A 15,441-nucleotide genomic window follows, 5' to 3' on the forward strand; every position below is an offset into this window, starting at 1 on the left:
GAAACTCTTAAAGCCCCTTGACCCTCTAGCTGCTATAGGTCCTATGACGTAGTCCCTGCGAGACAGGAGACATCGAGATGAACGCTGCAGCACGCCGCACCCGCTTTCGGGTTGAAGGCATGGATTGCGCAAGTTGCGCCGCCAAGATCGACAAAGCGGTCCGACGAATACCGGATGTCACAGATGTGAACGTGTCGGTTGTTGCTGGCACCGTGAGCGTTGAACACGGAGACAAGCTCGATCTCGACACACTGGCCCAAAAGGTCAACCGGCTAGGCTATAAGGCCACACGCCTTGGTGCGGTGAAGAAGTCGAAGGCTGCGGAGACCGCCCACGGTCAAGGCCGAAAATCCAACCATGCGGACCATGATCACGAGCACGTCGATCACGATCATTCGGGTCATGACCATGCCGGTCATGCGCATGGGCCGAAATGCAACCATGATCATCCTCCCCATGACCACGGCGATCACGATCATACGAGGCACGATCATTCCGCACATGTTCATGGTGCGGACTGCAAGCACGACCATGCTGATCGCGATCACGCGGGGGACAGTCATTCAGGCGAAGATCGCGCTGCGAGTAGTTTTATCGAGGAGACTACGTCGGCAGGCGCGCATCAGACCCGCTTTCGCGTCGCCGGCATGGATTGCGCGAGCTGCGCGGCCAAGATCGACACCGCAGTGCGTCGAATGCCGGATGTTACCGACGTGAAGGTTTCGGTGGTCGCCGGGACCATGACCGTTACGCATGAAAGCAATGCCGACATTGAAGGTCTCGCCCGCAAAGTCACCAGCCTTGGCTACAAGGCCGTGCCGATTCCGGCTTCCGGCCAGAAGTCAGGCTCTCCGGCTGCGGATCATGTCCACGGCCCGGATTGCCGTCACGAGCAGGATTCAAAGGCGGGCGGCAGTGGTGCCGGAACCCCTGACGCGCTGGAAGGCATGCATGGCCATGATCACGGTCCCCAGGATGGACCATGGTGGAAAACATCCAAGGCGCAATTGACTGTCGTCTGCGGCATTGCGCTGGCTGTCGCCTTCGTGCTGTCCAAATTGTTCCCGCAAACGCAGCCCTGGGGCTTCATCGCCGCCATGGCGGTCGGGCTGATCCCGATCTCCCGGCGTGCCCTGTTCGGCGCGGTCAATGGAAGTCCGTTCACCATCGAGACATTGATGACGGTCGCCGCGGTCGGGGCTGTCATCATCGACGCGGCCGAAGAGGCGGCGGTCGTGGTTTTCCTGTTCCTTGTCGGCGAGCTGCTCGAAGGCATCGCAACGGGCCGTGCCCGCGCCAGCATCCGGGCATTGGCGACACTGATGCCGAAAACGGCCTTGCTGGAGCGCGATGGCACGACGCAGACAGTTCCGGCGGAGAGCCTGTCTATCGACGCGGTGGTGCTTGTGCGGCCCGGTGACCGGGTGCCGGCGGACGGAGACGTCATTTCCGGCGAAAGCGCGGTCGACGAGGCGCCGGTAACCGGCGAGTCGGTGCCCAAGCGCAAGGAACCGGGAGACAAGGTTTTTGCGGGCACGGTGAATCAGGAAGGCGTGCTCAGGGTTCGCGTGACCGCCGCCGCCGAGGACAACACCATCTCGCGGATCATCGCCCTGGTCGAGGAGGCTCAGGAGTCGAAGGCTCCCACCGAACGGTTTATCGACCGCTTCTCTAAATACTACACGCCGGCGGTGATGGTCGTGGCCGCCCTGATCGCGATCCTGCCGCCGCTTCTTGCCGGTGCGGAATGGAACACCTGGATCTATCGCGGCCTTGCGGTGCTGCTGATCGGCTGCCCCTGCGCGCTCGTCATTTCAACGCCTGCAGCGATTGCCGCGGCTCTTTCCGCGGGCGCGCGCCGGGGCCTGCTCATGAAGGGCGGGGCGGTGCTGGAAAATCTCGGCAAGGTCGATTACGTCGCGCTCGACAAGACGGGAACCTTGACGGAAGGCAAGCCGAAGGTCACCGATATTGTCGGCATCTCGCGTGACGAACGCGAAGTGCTGCGGCTTGCCGCCGCGCTTGAGGCCGGATCGAGCCATCCGCTGGCGACTGCGATCCTTGCCAGAGCGGAAGCCGAGGACGTCACGATCGTCGCGGCCAGCAATGCCGGCGCCATCGGCGGCAAGGGCGTTACCGGCACGGTGGATGGCGTCAAGCTGTTCCTGGCGTCTCCGAAAGCCGCAGCCGAGGAGGTTTCGCTCGACGCGGAACTGCAATCCCGCATTGCCGCACTGAACGACGAAGGCAAGACGGTTTCGGTGCTGCTTGCGGGCGACGAGGTGGCGGGTCTGTTCGCCATTCGCGACGAACCGCGGGACGATGCAAAAACCGGCATAGCCGCCCTTCACGATCTCGGGGCCGGCACTGTGATGCTGACCGGCGACAACCGGCGCACCGCTGAAGCCATCGCGGCCTCGCTCGGCATGGAGGCCCGCGCCGAGTTGATGCCGCAGGACAAGCAGAAGATTGTCGGTGAGCTTCGCGGCACAGGAAAGTTCGTGGCCAAGGTCGGCGACGGGATTAATGATGCGCCAGCGCTCGCCGCCGCCGACATCGGCATCGCCATGGGCAGCGGTACGGACGTGGCGCTGGAAACGGCTGATGCCGCCGTCCTGCATGGCCGCGTCAGGGACGTCGCCAACATGATCTTGCTGTCGCGTCTCACAATGCGCAACATCCTCCAGAATATCACGCTTTCACTTGGCCTGAAGGTGGTGTTCCTGGTGACTACGGTTCTCGGCATCACCGGGCTTTGGCCCGCCATCCTGGCCGACACCGGCGCGACGGTGCTGGTCACGGCCAATGCGATGCGGCTGCTGGCCTGGAAGGGACTGCGCGACGCATGAGGGCGCGGCATTCGGAGACCCTAGCGAGTGCGATGTCGCGATCATGCGGTCTGACTGCCCCGGCGGCCGTGCTGTCGGTCGGCAACGCGTCGGTCCGGGTGAGGTGACCGCATTGGCTCACGGTCAGCGCATCGCAGCGGTCGACATCGCGCGCGGTCTCGCGATCGCAGGGGTCGTTCTTTTCCATATCGTCTGGGATCTGGAGTTCACCGGGATCATCAGCGGAGTGGCCCGGCACCCGGCCTGGCTGGCTTTCGGGCGAAGCCTTGCCGGGACGTTCATGTTTCTCGTCGGGATCAGCCTCGTCCTCGCCCACCATGCTGCCGTGGATAAGGGGGCGTTTGCCCGCCGGCTTCTGACCATAGTGGTCGCCGCCGGCGCCATCACTGTCGTTACCTGGTTCGTCTTTCCCGAGAGCTTCATCTATTTCGGGATCTTGCACGCAATCGCGGCCGCCACGCTTGTCGGCGCAGCATTCCTGCGCGCCGGCGCTCCACTTTGCCTGGGTGCCGCGGTTGCTGTTGTGCTGCTTCCATTCTTCGTTCAATCGCCGGTTTTCGACACACGATGGCTGGCCTGGATCGGATTCGCCGAGAACCCACTCCCCAGCAACGACTTTGTTCCCGTTTTCCCGTGGGTCGGTATAACGCTTTTCGGCATGGCTACGGCGAAGCTGCTCCGACTTGGCTCCAATCGAAGTCCTTCCTCGAAGGCCCCTCCCCGAGGCGGATCGGCTGCCGCATTGATCTGGATGGGGAAACAGAGCCTGCCGATCTACCTTCTGCACCAGCCGCTTCTCCTGGCTTTCATCATTCCTCTTTCGTGGGCTCTTTCGAATTGATGACTACTTCGTGTGACGGGACAATCTCCTGTCCGAACCAGTTCCCACGAACAACATTGGCGAGAAGCAGCCATAGCGAGCCGCATATTCAGGGAGGAGTGACCTTGGATGCATGAGGACCTGCCAGACGCGCCAAGCTCGGAGAACGGACAGGTAAACAAGACGGGACAGGTCTATGGCCGCCTCAAATCGCTTATCGTCATGCAGAAGCTGCCGCCACGCACCTCCCTGGAGATGAAGAACATCGCTGACCGATTTGGGGTCAGCATCACGCCAGTACGCGAAGCCCTCATCCTGCTCGCGAATGAAGGGATCATCGCGAAGGATGGCAGCCGGAGCTACATGACCCGACCCTTGACCGTCAACGAGGTTTCCGCCGACTACGAAACAGCATTCATGATCGCACAATATTGCCTGCAAAACGGCGTGTTCCAGTTCTCGGCAAGAGGATTGCGATTGGTCGAGCTCGACCTGGCTATCAGGCAGCCCGCATCCGACAGTGCTGGAGCTGCAGCACTCGCGATCGAAGCAGTCTATGAGCGTATCGCCGGCTTGACCGACAATCTGCGGATGGTACGCCTGATGCTGGAATTCAATGACCGAACGACTTTCATTCGGCAGCTCGACATGAAGAACGAGGCGAGGCTCCACGAGACGATTGCCGCAATGACGGAATTTCTTGCCGCTCTCGACAAAGGCAGCATCAACGATGCACTTCGCAACCTTGAAGAGCAATACGAGCGGAAGAGGGAATTTATCCCTGATCTCGTCCGGAAAGGAAACCTTTACGCCCTCGAGGCCGTTGATATCTTCACTCAGTAGCGGCGATGCAAGGATGGATATCAATAGACAAACGGGCACCCGAAAACAGCGATGAACACCTTGATTGACCACAGCCCGGCTAGTGCAGCCAATGCTATGCGCGACGAGTTTGGAATGGCACGTGCCATCTTGGAATACAGTATTCGCGAGAATATTGCCGGTTTCACTTTGTCCGGATTAAAGATCCCCCGCGTTATCCAATGCTGGGGTCCGGGCACCTCGTTGCCGGAATCCGCAGATTTCGTGCTTGAGGTGGCCATCTTTCAGGAGCATCTCGCAGACAGGATCACTGCCCTCTCCCAAAATCGGAAGCTACTCGGCCTCTGTGCATTATCGGGACATAGATTCACGGTAGCTATCGGGGATTCGAAGGGGCATGAGTCCGTCGGCATCGAGTTCAATGCCGTCTGACCAGACATAATCGCCGGTGAGGTTGATCCGGTCCCAGCCCAAAGGTGAAAGCTGCGAGAGTAGAGCGGGATCAATTTTCACTCCGCGACTTCCAAGTTCACTCACGGCGCGGTCGAGATAGCGGCAGTTGAACAGGATGATTGCGGCGGTGACGAGATTGAGTGCTGCCGCTCGCATTTGCTGATTTTCGATACCGCGATCCCGGAAGCGGCCGAGCCGGTGGAACGCAACCGCGCGCGCCAGACTGTTTCGCGCTTCGCCCTTATTGAGTTCACCCGTGACAAGCTGGCGAAGCGCCGGATCCTTGAACCATCGCAATGTGAAGAGTGTGCGCTCGATACGGCCGACCTCGCGAAGGGCAGCGGCAAGGCTGTTTTGTTGCCGGTAGGCTGAGAGCTTTTTCAGGATCAGCGATGGGGTGATGGTTCGGTCGCGCATCGCCCTAATGACGCGATGAATGTCGGGCCAGTGATTGACGATCAGATCGCGGTTGAGCCTGTTCCCGAACAGCGGCGCGAGGCGTCCGTAACGCTTGGGCGGCTCGAAGGAATAGAGGCGGCGATCGGAGAGGCGCGGAATACGTGGCTCAAAATCAAGCCCGAGCAGGTCCATGACCGCAAACACGATATCGGAGACGCCGCCGCCATCGACGTGCAGCGCGGAAAGGTTGGCGTTGCTTTCGTGGCCGAGAATGCCGTCGAGGGCATGGATCGCTTCGCCGGCAGTGCCCGCGATCACGGTTTGATGGAGCGGTGCGTAGCGGTCGGTGATGGTGGTGTAGATTTTGACGATCGGGTCGCGGCCGTAATGCGCGTTGACCTGACCGCCAGCCTCCCCGGCGCCACCAAGATAATAAGCCTGCCCATCGGCAGAGGCGCGCCAGCCCTCACCGAACCAGGCCGCCATTGGTTCGGCCTGTATGGCGTCGGTCAGACAGCCGAGCGCGGCGCGAAACGTCTCTTCACGCATGTGCCACGTCTGCATGCGCAGGAGCGTGCGCCGCGATGCCACGCCGCAGACCTCAGCCATCCGTGACAGGCCGAGGTTCGTCGCTTCCGCAATCATAGCTGCGAGAAAGGATCGTTCATCGCTGGGCGGCAACCCGGTCGAGACATGACCGAAATGGCTGGTGAAACCGGTCCAACGTTCGACCTGAGACAAAACATCGGTGATGCGCGTCGTCGGCACGAGATTGTAGCAGGTCCGGACGAACTGTCTGCCATCGTCGCGTTCGGCAAGATCGGTTTTCGGCTCTTTCGGAAACCGCAGTCGGTCACCGGAAAACAGCGCGGGATCGCCGCTGGTCAGCCCCCCTGATACCTTGAGCAGCGCAGTATCCAGTTCGGCCGCGCGGGCATCGAGCCACACATGAGGATCAGGAATATCGGAGACCTGTGCCGGGACCGGATCCGTACTCGGTGAAAGCAGCGTTTCCAGAGAGCGGTGCAGTCGGGAGGTTGGCACCCAGATGTCGCCCGCCGCCAGTGCTCCAGCCAACGCGGAATAGGTCGCCAGCTCCCAATGGGTTCGGTCGATCTTGTCGTCCGTGACGATATAGCGCTGCCATCGCCGCTCGATATGCCCGAGCGGCAAGCCATCAGGGAGCGCCGTGCGCCAGTCGCCATCGAGTTCGGCCAGGATCGCCATCGCTGCACGGAGCGGCGCGGTACCCTTGCGACCCTCGAACGTGAACGCTTTCAGGAAGCGCGGCCCCGCCCGCTTGAACGTCCGATATTCTGGCCCGATTTCACTGATGGCATTATCTCGTCCCGGCCTCGTGGTTCGCCGGAGAAGAGCAGCGTCGGCATCGATCGTATCGAGCGAGGCGACCGCTGCGACCGCTGCTGCAATATCGCCGCCGGCGCGTGCGGCTTTGCTGACCGCCTCAAGCACGTCGGCGACACGGATTAATCGGTCGCGGCCCTGGTCGGCAGAAGCGGCAACCGTCTGTTCAAGGCGTTTGCGGGCACGCAGATGCGCTCGCCCGATGAGCGAGTCGAACATACCGATAGCTGTGTCAGTCAGCGTGGCCTCAAACTCGCGCAGCGTCGCCACAAGAATAACATGCCGCCGCGCCGACCCCATCTGCTGGAATGCCTGCGCGGTGTAGCGGACCCCTTCGCGCGCAAATTGCTCCATTCGGGGTTCGTATCGTCTATCGATGGCGGGCGTCCTGATGCCGCGAACCAGTGCGATCTTGTCAAGAATACCGACGAGCGAGGCAGAGGCGACGCGCGGGGTGGGTTCCCGTAGCCAGGAAAATCGGCTTTGCCTATCGTGCGTTTTCTCGGCGATAAGCGCGTCAAGTCGGCTATGGGTGGCCGGATCGAGACGATTGTCGATGTCGGCGATGATCCGGTTTTCGGCCGCGTGCATCGCTTCGGCGGCCATGCGCTCGACCACGGTGATTCCGGAAATGACTATCTTACGGAAGCGCAGTTCGTCGAGGAAGTTGCCCAACAAGACGCGTCCGTTGGTCAGGCCGACAGCTTCGGCTTCCAGCCACGCTCGAAGCGTTGCGCGCATCGGCTTGGTGAGGTCGGTGAACCCGAAACGCGCCTTGATCGCGAGAAGCTGATCGTAGCGTGTGGGCGTCCGTCGTGCGAAACCGCCGATCACTTCTGCATCGATCCCGATCTGCTCAGCGATATGGTCGAGCATGACAGCGGGCAGCAATTCGCCGCGTCGGAGATGCCTCCCCGGATAACGCAGACAGCAAAGCTGCAAAGCATAGCCAAGCCGGGTCTCAGGCGTGCGGGCGCTGTTGATGGCAGCTAGGTCGTTTACGTCCAGACTGTGATGGCGGACGACCGTCGTCTCGTCTTCGGGCAGCGCCAACAAAGCGTCGCGCTGAGGGCCGGTCATGTAAATGCGTGCTGGCATCGGTTATCCCTTTCAAAAATCACTTGCCTTTTGATACAGTTTTGCAAGAGGATTGTGAAAGGCATTGAGCCTTGATTTGCGGTCATGGTCATCCTGCTTCCGTAGACGGCCGTTTGTGAAAGGATCGAATTGAGCACCGCACCTTATTTGATCGGCTATGCTCGCGTGTCGAAGGGGGACGACCAGTCGAACGCAGCACAGTTGCGCGCGCTGACGGCAGCGGGTTGTAAACGCGTCTTCGAAGAATCCGCCAGCGGCGGGCGATGGGACCGGCCGAGGCTCCAGGAGATGATCGGCCAGCTACGGGATGGCGATGTCGTTGTTGTCTGGAAGCTCGACCGGCTTTCGCGAAGCCTGAAAGACCTGCTGCACTTGATGGAAAAGATCGAAGCGGCGGGGGCCGGCTTCCGGTCGCTGACCGAAGCGATCGACACGACGACACCGGCAGGCCGCATGATGATGCAGATGGTCGGCTCATTCGCCGAGTTCGAGCGCGCCATGATCCGCGAGCGGACTAGCGCAGGGCTAGCGCAGGCGCGGTTGGAAGGGCGGCTCGGTGGTCGGCGGCGCAAACTTGACGATAAGAAACGGCGTGAGATCGCCGAATCCGTTGTTGCGGGGCGCAAGTCCGGCGCCGAGATGGCGCGGCTCTATGACGTGAGCGAGCCAACCGTCTCAAGAATCGTTGCCGAATATCGTCAGCGGGAAGCCCATGAGGCCTTGGCATGACTTGGATCCGATGACCTCCATGGGGTGGAAAGCGGAAAGGCCGCTTTCAGCAGCCAACCCTTCCAAGCGGAAGATGTCGAACGACCTACCAATTGCAGTCGATCAAGACATGGATCGTCGGCAAAGCTGCATGGACCTCCGATCATTTCGGCGACAGGGTTTCAATGATCCGGCAATCGTCGACGATGCCGCACTCGCACTGGTCGATCATTCTGTCGAGTTCGGCCTTGAGCGCCATGAGATCAGTGATCTTCTTTTCGACCTCTGCACGATGTTCGCTAGCGATGGCATCAACTGCTGCGCAGGATTGTCCGCGATTGTCGGATAGCGTGAGAAGCGCTCTGATCTGGTCGAGCGAGAAGCCCAGGTCACGTGCCCGGCGGATAAAGCTCAGCCGGTTCAGATGGTCTGGCTCGTACGCCCGATAATTGCCTTCGGTACGCGAGGGCTCGGGCAGTAGACCGTTCTTCTCGTAAAAGCGGATCGTTTCGACCTTGGTACCGGTTTGCCTTGCAAGATGACCGATCGTCAGAATTGAAGAGTTCATTTTATGACCCTATAGCGTATACAGGGTCATGTAGGTTCTATTTGGACGTTTGTCGATCTCGATGGCTCGCCTAGTGCGCCGCTCTGGCGCTCTCCACCTCTTCACGCACCAGGTCGTGGAGTTGCTGCGGTCCGAAGGATTCCAGCGGCCTGCCATTCACGAAAAAGGTCGGTGTCTGGCGCACATTATTGCTCTGAACATCGGCCATATCCTGCTCAAGAACGGCGTCAATCTCGGCCGAGGACATCTCACGCCGTGCCTGCTCAACATCCAACCCAGCCGCCGCCACGATTTCCCAGGCTTTCTCGAGATCGGGTGCACCATGCACGGCCCATTCCGGCTGTCGCGCCAGCAGGGCTTCCAGTATCGGTTCGTATCTGTCCTGAAGACGGGCTGTTTCCAGAATCCTGACGGCTTCGTCAGATCCGTCATGGAAGGGCGCGTATCGGATGACCAGGCGCGTCTCGGCAGGGAAATTCGCCATGATCTGCTTAACGGCTGGATAGAAAGCTCGGCACGCCTCGCAGGACGGATCAAAGAATTCCACGATCGTCACCGGCGCATCCGCTGGGCCGATTACGGGTGAATGCGCCCTGACCAACGCATCACCTTGCGCCGGTGCAACGGGCTGTGCCGAGAGGCCGTCGTACCGGTCGTAGATAAAGGCACCGCCTGCAAAGACAATCAGTGCGACAAGGCCAGTGAGAAGTACGATGGACCGTCTGGTCATGTTGAACGTCTCCGGTGCGCGAGAACGAGAAGAAGAGCGATGCTCCCAAAGGCGGCGAGCGATAGGTAAGGGAGCGGCAAAATGCCAAGGACCGTCATCTCGACGCCAGAACATGACGGGCCGTCTTGTGTACAAGGCTCGATGGCTGCTGGAAGGATCCTCGCATAAAGGAGGGAGTGGAATGCAGCGATGGCGGCACCTAGGGCAGCCAGTGGAAGTCCGTACCGGGAAACGCTGGCATCACCTCGAAAGCTAGCGACAGCCAGAATGACCGCCAGCGGAAACATGAAAGCGCGCTGATGCCAGCACAGATTGCACGGCGTCTGTCCCATGACCTCACCAATGAAGAGAGCGCTGAGCGAGGCGGCAAGCGCAATGAGCCATGCCGAGAAGACGAACGCCCAGGTATTTGCAGTCGTGCCCGCCCCGGTGGTCATAGCACTCCCTTTCGCCATCGTTTCGCTTCGCTCCATTTACCTTTGCATTCAACTATTTCTGCACCCTGTACCCACTACAGGGTCAAGGCTCCTTAATGAAGTTGTACCGCGAATTTGCACGTGGATCGCAGCGCGAAATCAAATAAACGAAGTCCACTCTTGACCCTATAGTTGCTACAGGGTCTATCTGCGGTGTCACATTAAACCATCGAGGTGACACCATGGCGGCAGCGAGCCCTTACAGACTGCGTATAGAAGGCATGGACTGCGCCTCGTGCGCATTGAAAATCGAGACGGCGATGCAACGCCTGCCGGGCGTTAGCGACATCAATGTCAGCTACGCCAACGAGACGCTAGCATTGCAACTCGATGAAGACCGGACGGCCCTCGGCACTATTGAGCAAAAGATCCGAGCGCTCGGGTACACGCCAGTGATCGAGCAGGCTGAGACGAAGGGGGGTCCGCCTCGGAAGCGCATCACAGAGGCGTGGTGGAAAGGCAGCAAGGGTCGGCTTGTACTGCTGACCGGCGCACTGTTCATGCTTGCCTTCGCCATTGCGCGTATCCTGCCGGATTGGGAGCAATGGCTCTATTCAGGTGCGGCCCTGATCAGCGTTATCCCGTTCGCGCGGCGGGCGGTCGCCGGTGCGATGTCCGGCTCACCCTTCACCATCGAGACGTTGATGACGGTCGCGGCACTCGGCGCGGTCGCCATCGGCGAGGCCGAAGAAGCTGCTGTCGTGATCTTCCTGTTCGCAGTGGGCGAGCTGCTTGAAACCGTGGCGGCAGGCCGTGCGCGGGCAGGCATTGAAGCGCTGATCGATCTCGTGCCCCGGGTCGCGTTCCGCGAGCGTGATGGTGTCATTGAGCAGGTCGCTGCCGAAGAGTTGGCTATTGGTGATGTCGTCGTTGTTCGGCCTGGGGACCGTGTGCCGTCTGACGGCACGGTGATTGATGGTGCATCTGAGGTCGATGAGGCGCCCGTGACAGGCGAATCCATGCCCGTGCTTAAAGAAGCCGGCGCAAACGTCTATGCCGGCAGCATCAATGCAAATGGCGAGTTGCGAGTGTCGATCAGTCATGTCGCGGCCGACAATACCATTGCCCGCATCATCCACATGGTCGAGGAAGCTCAGGAATCAAAGGCCCCGACGGCGCGTATGATCGACCGTTTCAGCCGCTGGTATACGCCTGGCGCTATGGTCGTCGCGGCTCTGATCGTCGTGGTGCCGCCGCTCGCCTTCGGCGGTGACTGGATGACATGGGTATATCGGGGTCTTGCGACGTTGCTGATTGCTTGCCCCTGCGCGCTCGTGATTTCCACGCCGGCGGCTATTGCCTCGGGTCTTGCCGCCGGCGCGCGTCAGGGATTGCTGATTAAGGGGGGCGCGGCACTGGAAATACTCGGTAAGGTCGTAACTGTTGCCTTCGACAAGACAGGAACGCTGACGCGTGGCCATCCCCAGGTGACGGACATTGTGCCGATCAATGGGGACGAGAACGCCGTCCTTGCCATTGCAGCGGCCGTCGAGCGCAGCACCAGCCATCCTCTCGGGGTTGCAATCGTGGAGGCGGCAAAAGTGCGGGGGCTCGAACTGCCCGTCACCTTCGGGGGCGGCGTTGCCACACCCGGCAAAGCGGTCACAGCGCGGTTGAAGGACGGCTTCGCTTCGGTCGGGTCTCCCCGTCATGCCGCCGAACAGGCTGCCCTCGAAGAGAACATTGCCGAGACGATCACCACACTGGAGAGCCAGGGCAAGACGGTCGTCGTGCTTATAAAGGGCAAGACCATCGAGGGATTGATCGCGTTGCGCGACGAACCGCGCGACGACGCTATCGAAGGTGTGAAGCGGCTGACAGATCGAGGTGTGCGGCCACTGATGCTGACCGGCGACAACAAGCGCACGGCCGACGCCATTGCGGCCCATCTTGGCCTTGAGGCAAGCGCCGAATTGTTGCCCGACGCCAAGCTCGCCGAGATCGGTCGCCTCAAAGCTAATGGCCCGATCGCCATGGTGGGAGACGGTATCAATGACGCGCCGGCGCTCGCAGCCGCTTCCGTTGGCGTTGCCATGGGTGCAGGCACCGACGTTGCTCTGGAGACCGCAGATGCCGCGCTGCTCAGAAACCGGGTGACGGGTGTTGCCGATCTCATCGGGTTGTCACAGGCGACACTCGGCAATATTTGGCAAAATATCGCCATAGCGCTTGGTCTGAAGGCCGTCTTCCTCGTGACGACTCTATTCGGCATTACCACGCTCTGGATGGCGATTCTCGCCGATACGGGCGCTACGGTCCTCGTTACAGCCAATGCGCTGCGCCTGCTGACCTGGCGCGGCACCCGCGACAAATGAGCCCAAGCAGTGCGCGAAGGCAGGTCGCGGCTTCCACTTCTCGCCAAGAAAGCCGAGGTGTAATTTATGAGTAATCAGTCCAAGGGCAGTGCCACTTCATCCGAGAAGAGCGAACAATGGGCGCTCGCATGGGTGCTTGCGATCAATACGGCCCAGGCAGCCATTGTGGGGGGATTAGGGTGGTGGGCTCAGTCAACAGGATTGATGGGCTCTGCACTCGATAATCTTGGCGATGCCGGTGTCTACGCTATTAGCCTTTTCGTCGTAGGTCGCGGTTTGGCGGCGAAGGTTCGAGTTGCCCGGCTGTCGGGTATCCTTCTGATGGTTTTCGCTGGTCTTCTTCTATTTGAAGTCGGTCGTCGCTTCTTCACTGGCTCCGATCCGATAGGGCCGGTCATGATTGCCGTGGCAATCGCGAGCGCGCTTACGAATATGATCTGCATGTGGTTCCTGAATTCTCATCGGGAAGGCGGCGTGCATCTGCAAGCCTCATGGATTTTCACGACAAACGACATGCTCGTGAACTCAGCCATCGCGCTTTCGGGTCTGGCCGTAATCCTTTTCAATTCGCCCTACCCGGATCTGATCATCGGCCTGGGCGTGGTTGTTGTCGTTGTCAGAAGCGGCTTGGAAATTCTTGAAAAGGCCGGGGAAGCTGGAGAGAAAGTTAATCAACATGATTAGTTCACGAGCCCTATCCGCCGCCTTCCTTACCCTTGCGGTATTGATCTCTCCTGCCGTTGGTCACGACTTCCAAGCCGGTTCGATCACCATCAATCATCCGTGGTCGCGCGCGACTCCGCCGGTCGCGCCGGTAGCCGGCGGCTATCTGACGCTAACGAACGATGGCGGTATGGCCGACCGTCTGGTTTCGATCTCATCACCTCTGTCAGAACGGGCGGAAATCCACGAGTCGACCGTGATCGACGGGGTTGCCAGCATGAGGCCGGTGCAAAATGGCATCGAAATTGGGGCTGGCAAGACGGTCGAACTTCAACCTGGCGGTATACACATCATGTTTTTGAAGCCATCGCGTCCTTTGAAGGAAGGGGAGCGGTTTGCCGCAACACTGGTGTTCGAGCAGGCCGGTACCATCGACGTTGAGTTCGCTGTGCAGAACATGGGTGCTCGTCCGGAATTTGCGAACGAACATGACGGGCACGGAGAGGCTGTCCAATGAGCGGCGTCAAACTTTTCCGTCTTGTTGCATGGGTTGCCGTCGCCGCTGTCGGTGGGCTTTTCATCGGCTTGTCAGTGTCCAAGCCTTGGCAGCAGCAAAATGCGGCGGTCGCGTCTTCGACAGGCATCGCAGCTATCGGCGGCCCGTTCCAGCTCACATCGCATCAAGGCGGGACGATCGACAATGCCGCGCTTGCTGGAAAGCCTTATCTCGCCTTCTTCGGCTTCACCCATTGTCCCGATGTGTGTCCGACGACGCTCTACGAACTCAGCGATCTCATGAACGAGCTCGGGCCGGTGGCCGACCAGTTCAACGTACTGTTCTTCACCGTCGATCCCGAACGAGACAGCCAAGAGCTGCTGGCTCAATACATGACAGCCTTTGATGATCGCATCCTCGCATTGCGGGGAAATCGACAGGAAACGGACGCCGTGGTGAAGGCCTTTGCGGCCTACGCGCGAAAAGTGCCTCTGGAGGGGGGCGAATACACGATGGATCACACCGCAGGCGTCTACATGATGGATGCCGAGAGCCAATTCGTCGGCACGCTCGACATGCACGAGCCGCGTGAGATTCGCTTGCAGAAGCTCCGCCGTCTAGTGGGCGAGATTGGCTGATGGAGTTCTCCAGTATCGGAATGGCGACGGCTTTCGCCGCTGGCGTTATATCCTTCCTGTCGCCCTGCGTTCTGCCGCTGGTGCCGGGCTATATTTCCTACGTTGCAGGCCGCACGATTAGCCCGGACGGAATTGCGGCCGATACAGAATTCAGGGCAGCGGGCCGAACTCTCGGCCTCAGCCTCTGCTTCGTGCTCGGCTTCACGACCGTGTTTGTCATCCTTGGGGCCAGCGCCACCGTGTTGAGCCGGCTCTTGCGCATGTATCTTTTCGAAGCGAACCTGATTGGCGGAGGGATCGTTATCGTCTTCGGCCTATTCACGACCGGCCTCGTACCAATGCCCTGGCTCAATCGTGAAGCCCGGTTCCATGCCAATCCGGGCAGCGGAAGCGCTGGGGCCGCTTATCTCCTGGGTCTCGCTTTTGCGTTCGGCTGGACTCCCTGCATCGGACCAGTGCTAGGTGCGATTCTGACCCTCTCCGCTGCCAACGCCACGGTTGCAAGCGGAACGACGCTGCTCGCCGTCTATTCCCTGGGCCTTGGCCTCCCTTTCATCTTGGCGGCTTTATTCATGCGCGGGTTCATGGCGCGGATGATGTCGATGCGCCGCACCGGCCGGGTGCTCAAAATCGTCGCTGGTGGGGTGATGGTGGTGATGGGCATCGCCATGATCACCGGCCATCTCTCTAGCTTTGCAATATGGCTGCTCCAGACGTTCCCGGCCCTCGGTCGGATCGGCTAAGCCGGAGTTTAAAGGACATTCGGACATGCTCAGGCTCGGCCTTCCACTCGCCCTTGGCGGGTTTTTCATTGATCAGGCGACGAAGTGGTGGGTCATGGACCATGTTATGAATCCACCTCAGGTCATTCCCGTCACCGGCTTCTTTAATCTCGTGCTCGGCTTTAACACCGGCGTGGGCGATGTCACATAAACCTGAGCATGGACGCACCGGGCCCTGCGGCGGCTCGATCAGGTGCCGATGGTTACAGCGTTCCATTCCGCCATGGCCTGGAGGCGATGACGGCGGATGCCGAGAGCA

The 15,441-nt window shown here is 60.2% G+C and carries 14 protein-coding genes; 10 read left to right on the forward strand and 4 right to left on the reverse strand.

Going from position 1 to position 15,441, the window contains the following annotated elements:
* Positions 1 to 77: 77 nt before the first annotated feature.
* The 3 genes from KUG85_RS20860 (at position 78) to KUG85_RS20870 (ending at position 4,512) form a co-directional block, all read left to right on the forward strand.
* A complete protein-coding gene (locus KUG85_RS20860; protein WP_040673345.1) occupies positions 78 to 2,849 on the forward strand; it encodes a heavy metal translocating P-type ATPase in 2,772 nt (923 codons plus the stop codon).
* Between the two features lie 43 nt (positions 2,850 to 2,892).
* Entirely contained in the window at positions 2,893 to 3,690 is a 798-nt protein-coding gene (locus KUG85_RS20865; protein ID WP_240532839.1) for a heparan-alpha-glucosaminide N-acetyltransferase, read from the forward strand.
* 108 nt (positions 3,691 to 3,798) lie between these two features.
* Positions 3,799 to 4,512 carry a GntR family transcriptional regulator gene (locus tag KUG85_RS20870; protein ID WP_009452618.1) on the forward strand — a complete coding sequence of 238 codons (714 nt, stop codon included), beginning with the start codon at positions 3,799 to 3,801 and terminating at the stop codon, positions 4,510 to 4,512.
* 330 nt (positions 4,513 to 4,842) lie between these two features.
* On the opposite strand, the gene KUG85_RS20875 is transcribed toward KUG85_RS20870, so the two are convergent.
* Complete coding sequence (locus tag KUG85_RS20875) at positions 4,843 to 7,788, reverse strand: Tn3 family transposase (RefSeq protein WP_255606526.1); 2,946 nt, start codon at positions 7,786 to 7,788, stop codon at positions 4,843 to 4,845.
* 147 nt (positions 7,789 to 7,935) lie between these two features.
* Here KUG85_RS20875 and KUG85_RS20880 point away from each other — a divergent pair, with 147 nt between their 5' ends.
* Positions 7,936 to 8,535, forward strand: coding sequence for a recombinase family protein (locus KUG85_RS20880; protein ID WP_009452622.1), 600 nt, complete (start codon positions 7,936 to 7,938; stop codon positions 8,533 to 8,535).
* A 142-nt stretch (positions 8,536 to 8,677) separates the two neighbouring features.
* Here KUG85_RS20880 and KUG85_RS20885 read toward each other — a convergent pair whose 3' ends face one another.
* The 3 genes from KUG85_RS20885 to KUG85_RS20895 form a co-directional block, all read right to left on the reverse strand.
* Positions 8,678 to 9,082, reverse strand: a complete 405-nt coding sequence (locus KUG85_RS20885; RefSeq protein WP_009452623.1) for a MerR family transcriptional regulator — start codon at positions 9,080 to 9,082, stop codon at positions 8,678 to 8,680.
* Positions 9,083 to 9,152: 70 nt separating this feature from the next.
* Positions 9,153 to 9,812, reverse strand: a complete 660-nt coding sequence (locus KUG85_RS20890; protein WP_009452624.1) for a DsbA family protein — start codon at positions 9,810 to 9,812, stop codon at positions 9,153 to 9,155.
* Positions 9,809 to 10,285, reverse strand: a complete 477-nt coding sequence (locus tag KUG85_RS20895) for a disulfide bond formation protein B (RefSeq protein ID WP_009452625.1) — start codon at positions 10,283 to 10,285, stop codon at positions 9,809 to 9,811. The genes KUG85_RS20890 and KUG85_RS20895 overlap by 4 nt, the downstream gene beginning before the upstream one ends.
* Positions 10,286 to 10,470: 185 nt before the next feature.
* On the opposite strand from KUG85_RS20895, the gene KUG85_RS20900 reads away from it, so the two are divergent.
* From KUG85_RS20900 to KUG85_RS20925, 6 genes are all read left to right on the forward strand, one after another.
* Entirely contained in the window at positions 10,471 to 12,603 is a 2,133-nt protein-coding gene (locus KUG85_RS20900) for a heavy metal translocating P-type ATPase (protein ID WP_040673348.1), read from the forward strand.
* A gap of 66 nt (positions 12,604 to 12,669) precedes the next feature.
* On the forward strand, positions 12,670 to 13,287 hold the full coding sequence (locus tag KUG85_RS20905) for a cation transporter (RefSeq protein ID WP_018065776.1): 618 nt from the start codon (positions 12,670 to 12,672) through the stop codon (positions 13,285 to 13,287).
* Complete coding sequence (locus KUG85_RS20910) at positions 13,280 to 13,783, forward strand: copper chaperone PCu(A)C (protein WP_009452628.1); 504 nt, start codon at positions 13,280 to 13,282, stop codon at positions 13,781 to 13,783. The genes KUG85_RS20905 and KUG85_RS20910 overlap by 8 nt, the downstream gene beginning before the upstream one ends.
* Complete coding sequence (locus KUG85_RS20915; protein ID WP_009452629.1) at positions 13,780 to 14,400, forward strand: SCO family protein; 621 nt, start codon at positions 13,780 to 13,782, stop codon at positions 14,398 to 14,400. The genes KUG85_RS20910 and KUG85_RS20915 overlap by 4 nt, the downstream gene beginning before the upstream one ends.
* Positions 14,400 to 15,143: a cytochrome c biogenesis CcdA family protein gene (locus KUG85_RS20920; protein WP_009452630.1), complete on the forward strand. Its 744-nt coding sequence runs from the start codon at positions 14,400 to 14,402 to the stop codon at positions 15,141 to 15,143. The genes KUG85_RS20915 and KUG85_RS20920 overlap by 1 nt, the downstream gene beginning before the upstream one ends.
* A gap of 25 nt (positions 15,144 to 15,168) precedes the next feature.
* Positions 15,169 to 15,333 (forward strand): hypothetical protein, encoded by a 165-nt coding sequence (locus tag KUG85_RS20925; protein WP_255606527.1) that lies wholly within the window; start codon positions 15,169 to 15,171, stop codon positions 15,331 to 15,333.
* The last annotated feature ends 108 nt before the right edge of the window (positions 15,334 to 15,441 follow it).

The sequence above is a fragment of the Nitratireductor rhodophyticola genome (assembly GCF_019891355.1).
GTDB classification, from domain to species: Bacteria; Pseudomonadota; Alphaproteobacteria; order Rhizobiales; family Rhizobiaceae; genus Nitratireductor; species Nitratireductor rhodophyticola.

What these genes read in the sequence shown, in the direction of transcription:
- KUG85_RS20895 (WP_009452625.1), bottom strand. Translation starts at nt 10,285, where the DNA reads ATGGAGCGAAGCGAAACGATGGCGAAAGGGAGTGCTATGACCACCGGG.
- KUG85_RS20865 (WP_240532839.1), top strand. Translation starts at nt 2,893, where the DNA reads ATGCGGTCTGACTGCCCCGGCGGCCGTGCTGTCGGTCGGCAACGCGTC.
- KUG85_RS20900 (WP_040673348.1), top strand. Translation starts at nt 10,471, where the DNA reads ATGGCGGCAGCGAGCCCTTACAGACTGCGTATAGAAGGCATGGACTGC.
- KUG85_RS20890 (WP_009452624.1), bottom strand. Translation starts at nt 9,812, where the DNA reads ATGACCAGACGGTCCATCGTACTTCTCACTGGCCTTGTCGCACTGATT.
- KUG85_RS20915 (WP_009452629.1), top strand. Translation starts at nt 13,780, where the DNA reads ATGAGCGGCGTCAAACTTTTCCGTCTTGTTGCATGGGTTGCCGTCGCC.
- KUG85_RS20910 (WP_009452628.1), top strand. Translation starts at nt 13,280, where the DNA reads ATGATTAGTTCACGAGCCCTATCCGCCGCCTTCCTTACCCTTGCGGTA.
- KUG85_RS20905 (WP_018065776.1), top strand. Translation starts at nt 12,670, where the DNA reads ATGAGTAATCAGTCCAAGGGCAGTGCCACTTCATCCGAGAAGAGCGAA.
- KUG85_RS20920 (WP_009452630.1), top strand. Translation starts at nt 14,400, where the DNA reads ATGGAGTTCTCCAGTATCGGAATGGCGACGGCTTTCGCCGCTGGCGTT.
- KUG85_RS20885 (WP_009452623.1), bottom strand. Translation starts at nt 9,082, where the DNA reads ATGAACTCTTCAATTCTGACGATCGGTCATCTTGCAAGGCAAACCGGT.
- KUG85_RS20860 (WP_040673345.1), top strand. Translation starts at nt 78, where the DNA reads ATGAACGCTGCAGCACGCCGCACCCGCTTTCGGGTTGAAGGCATGGAT.
- KUG85_RS20870 (WP_009452618.1), top strand. Translation starts at nt 3,799, where the DNA reads ATGCATGAGGACCTGCCAGACGCGCCAAGCTCGGAGAACGGACAGGTA.
- KUG85_RS20875 (WP_255606526.1), bottom strand. Translation starts at nt 7,788, where the DNA reads ATGACCGGCCCTCAGCGCGACGCTTTGTTGGCGCTGCCCGAAGACGAG.
- KUG85_RS20925 (WP_255606527.1), top strand. Translation starts at nt 15,169, where the DNA reads ATGCTCAGGCTCGGCCTTCCACTCGCCCTTGGCGGGTTTTTCATTGAT.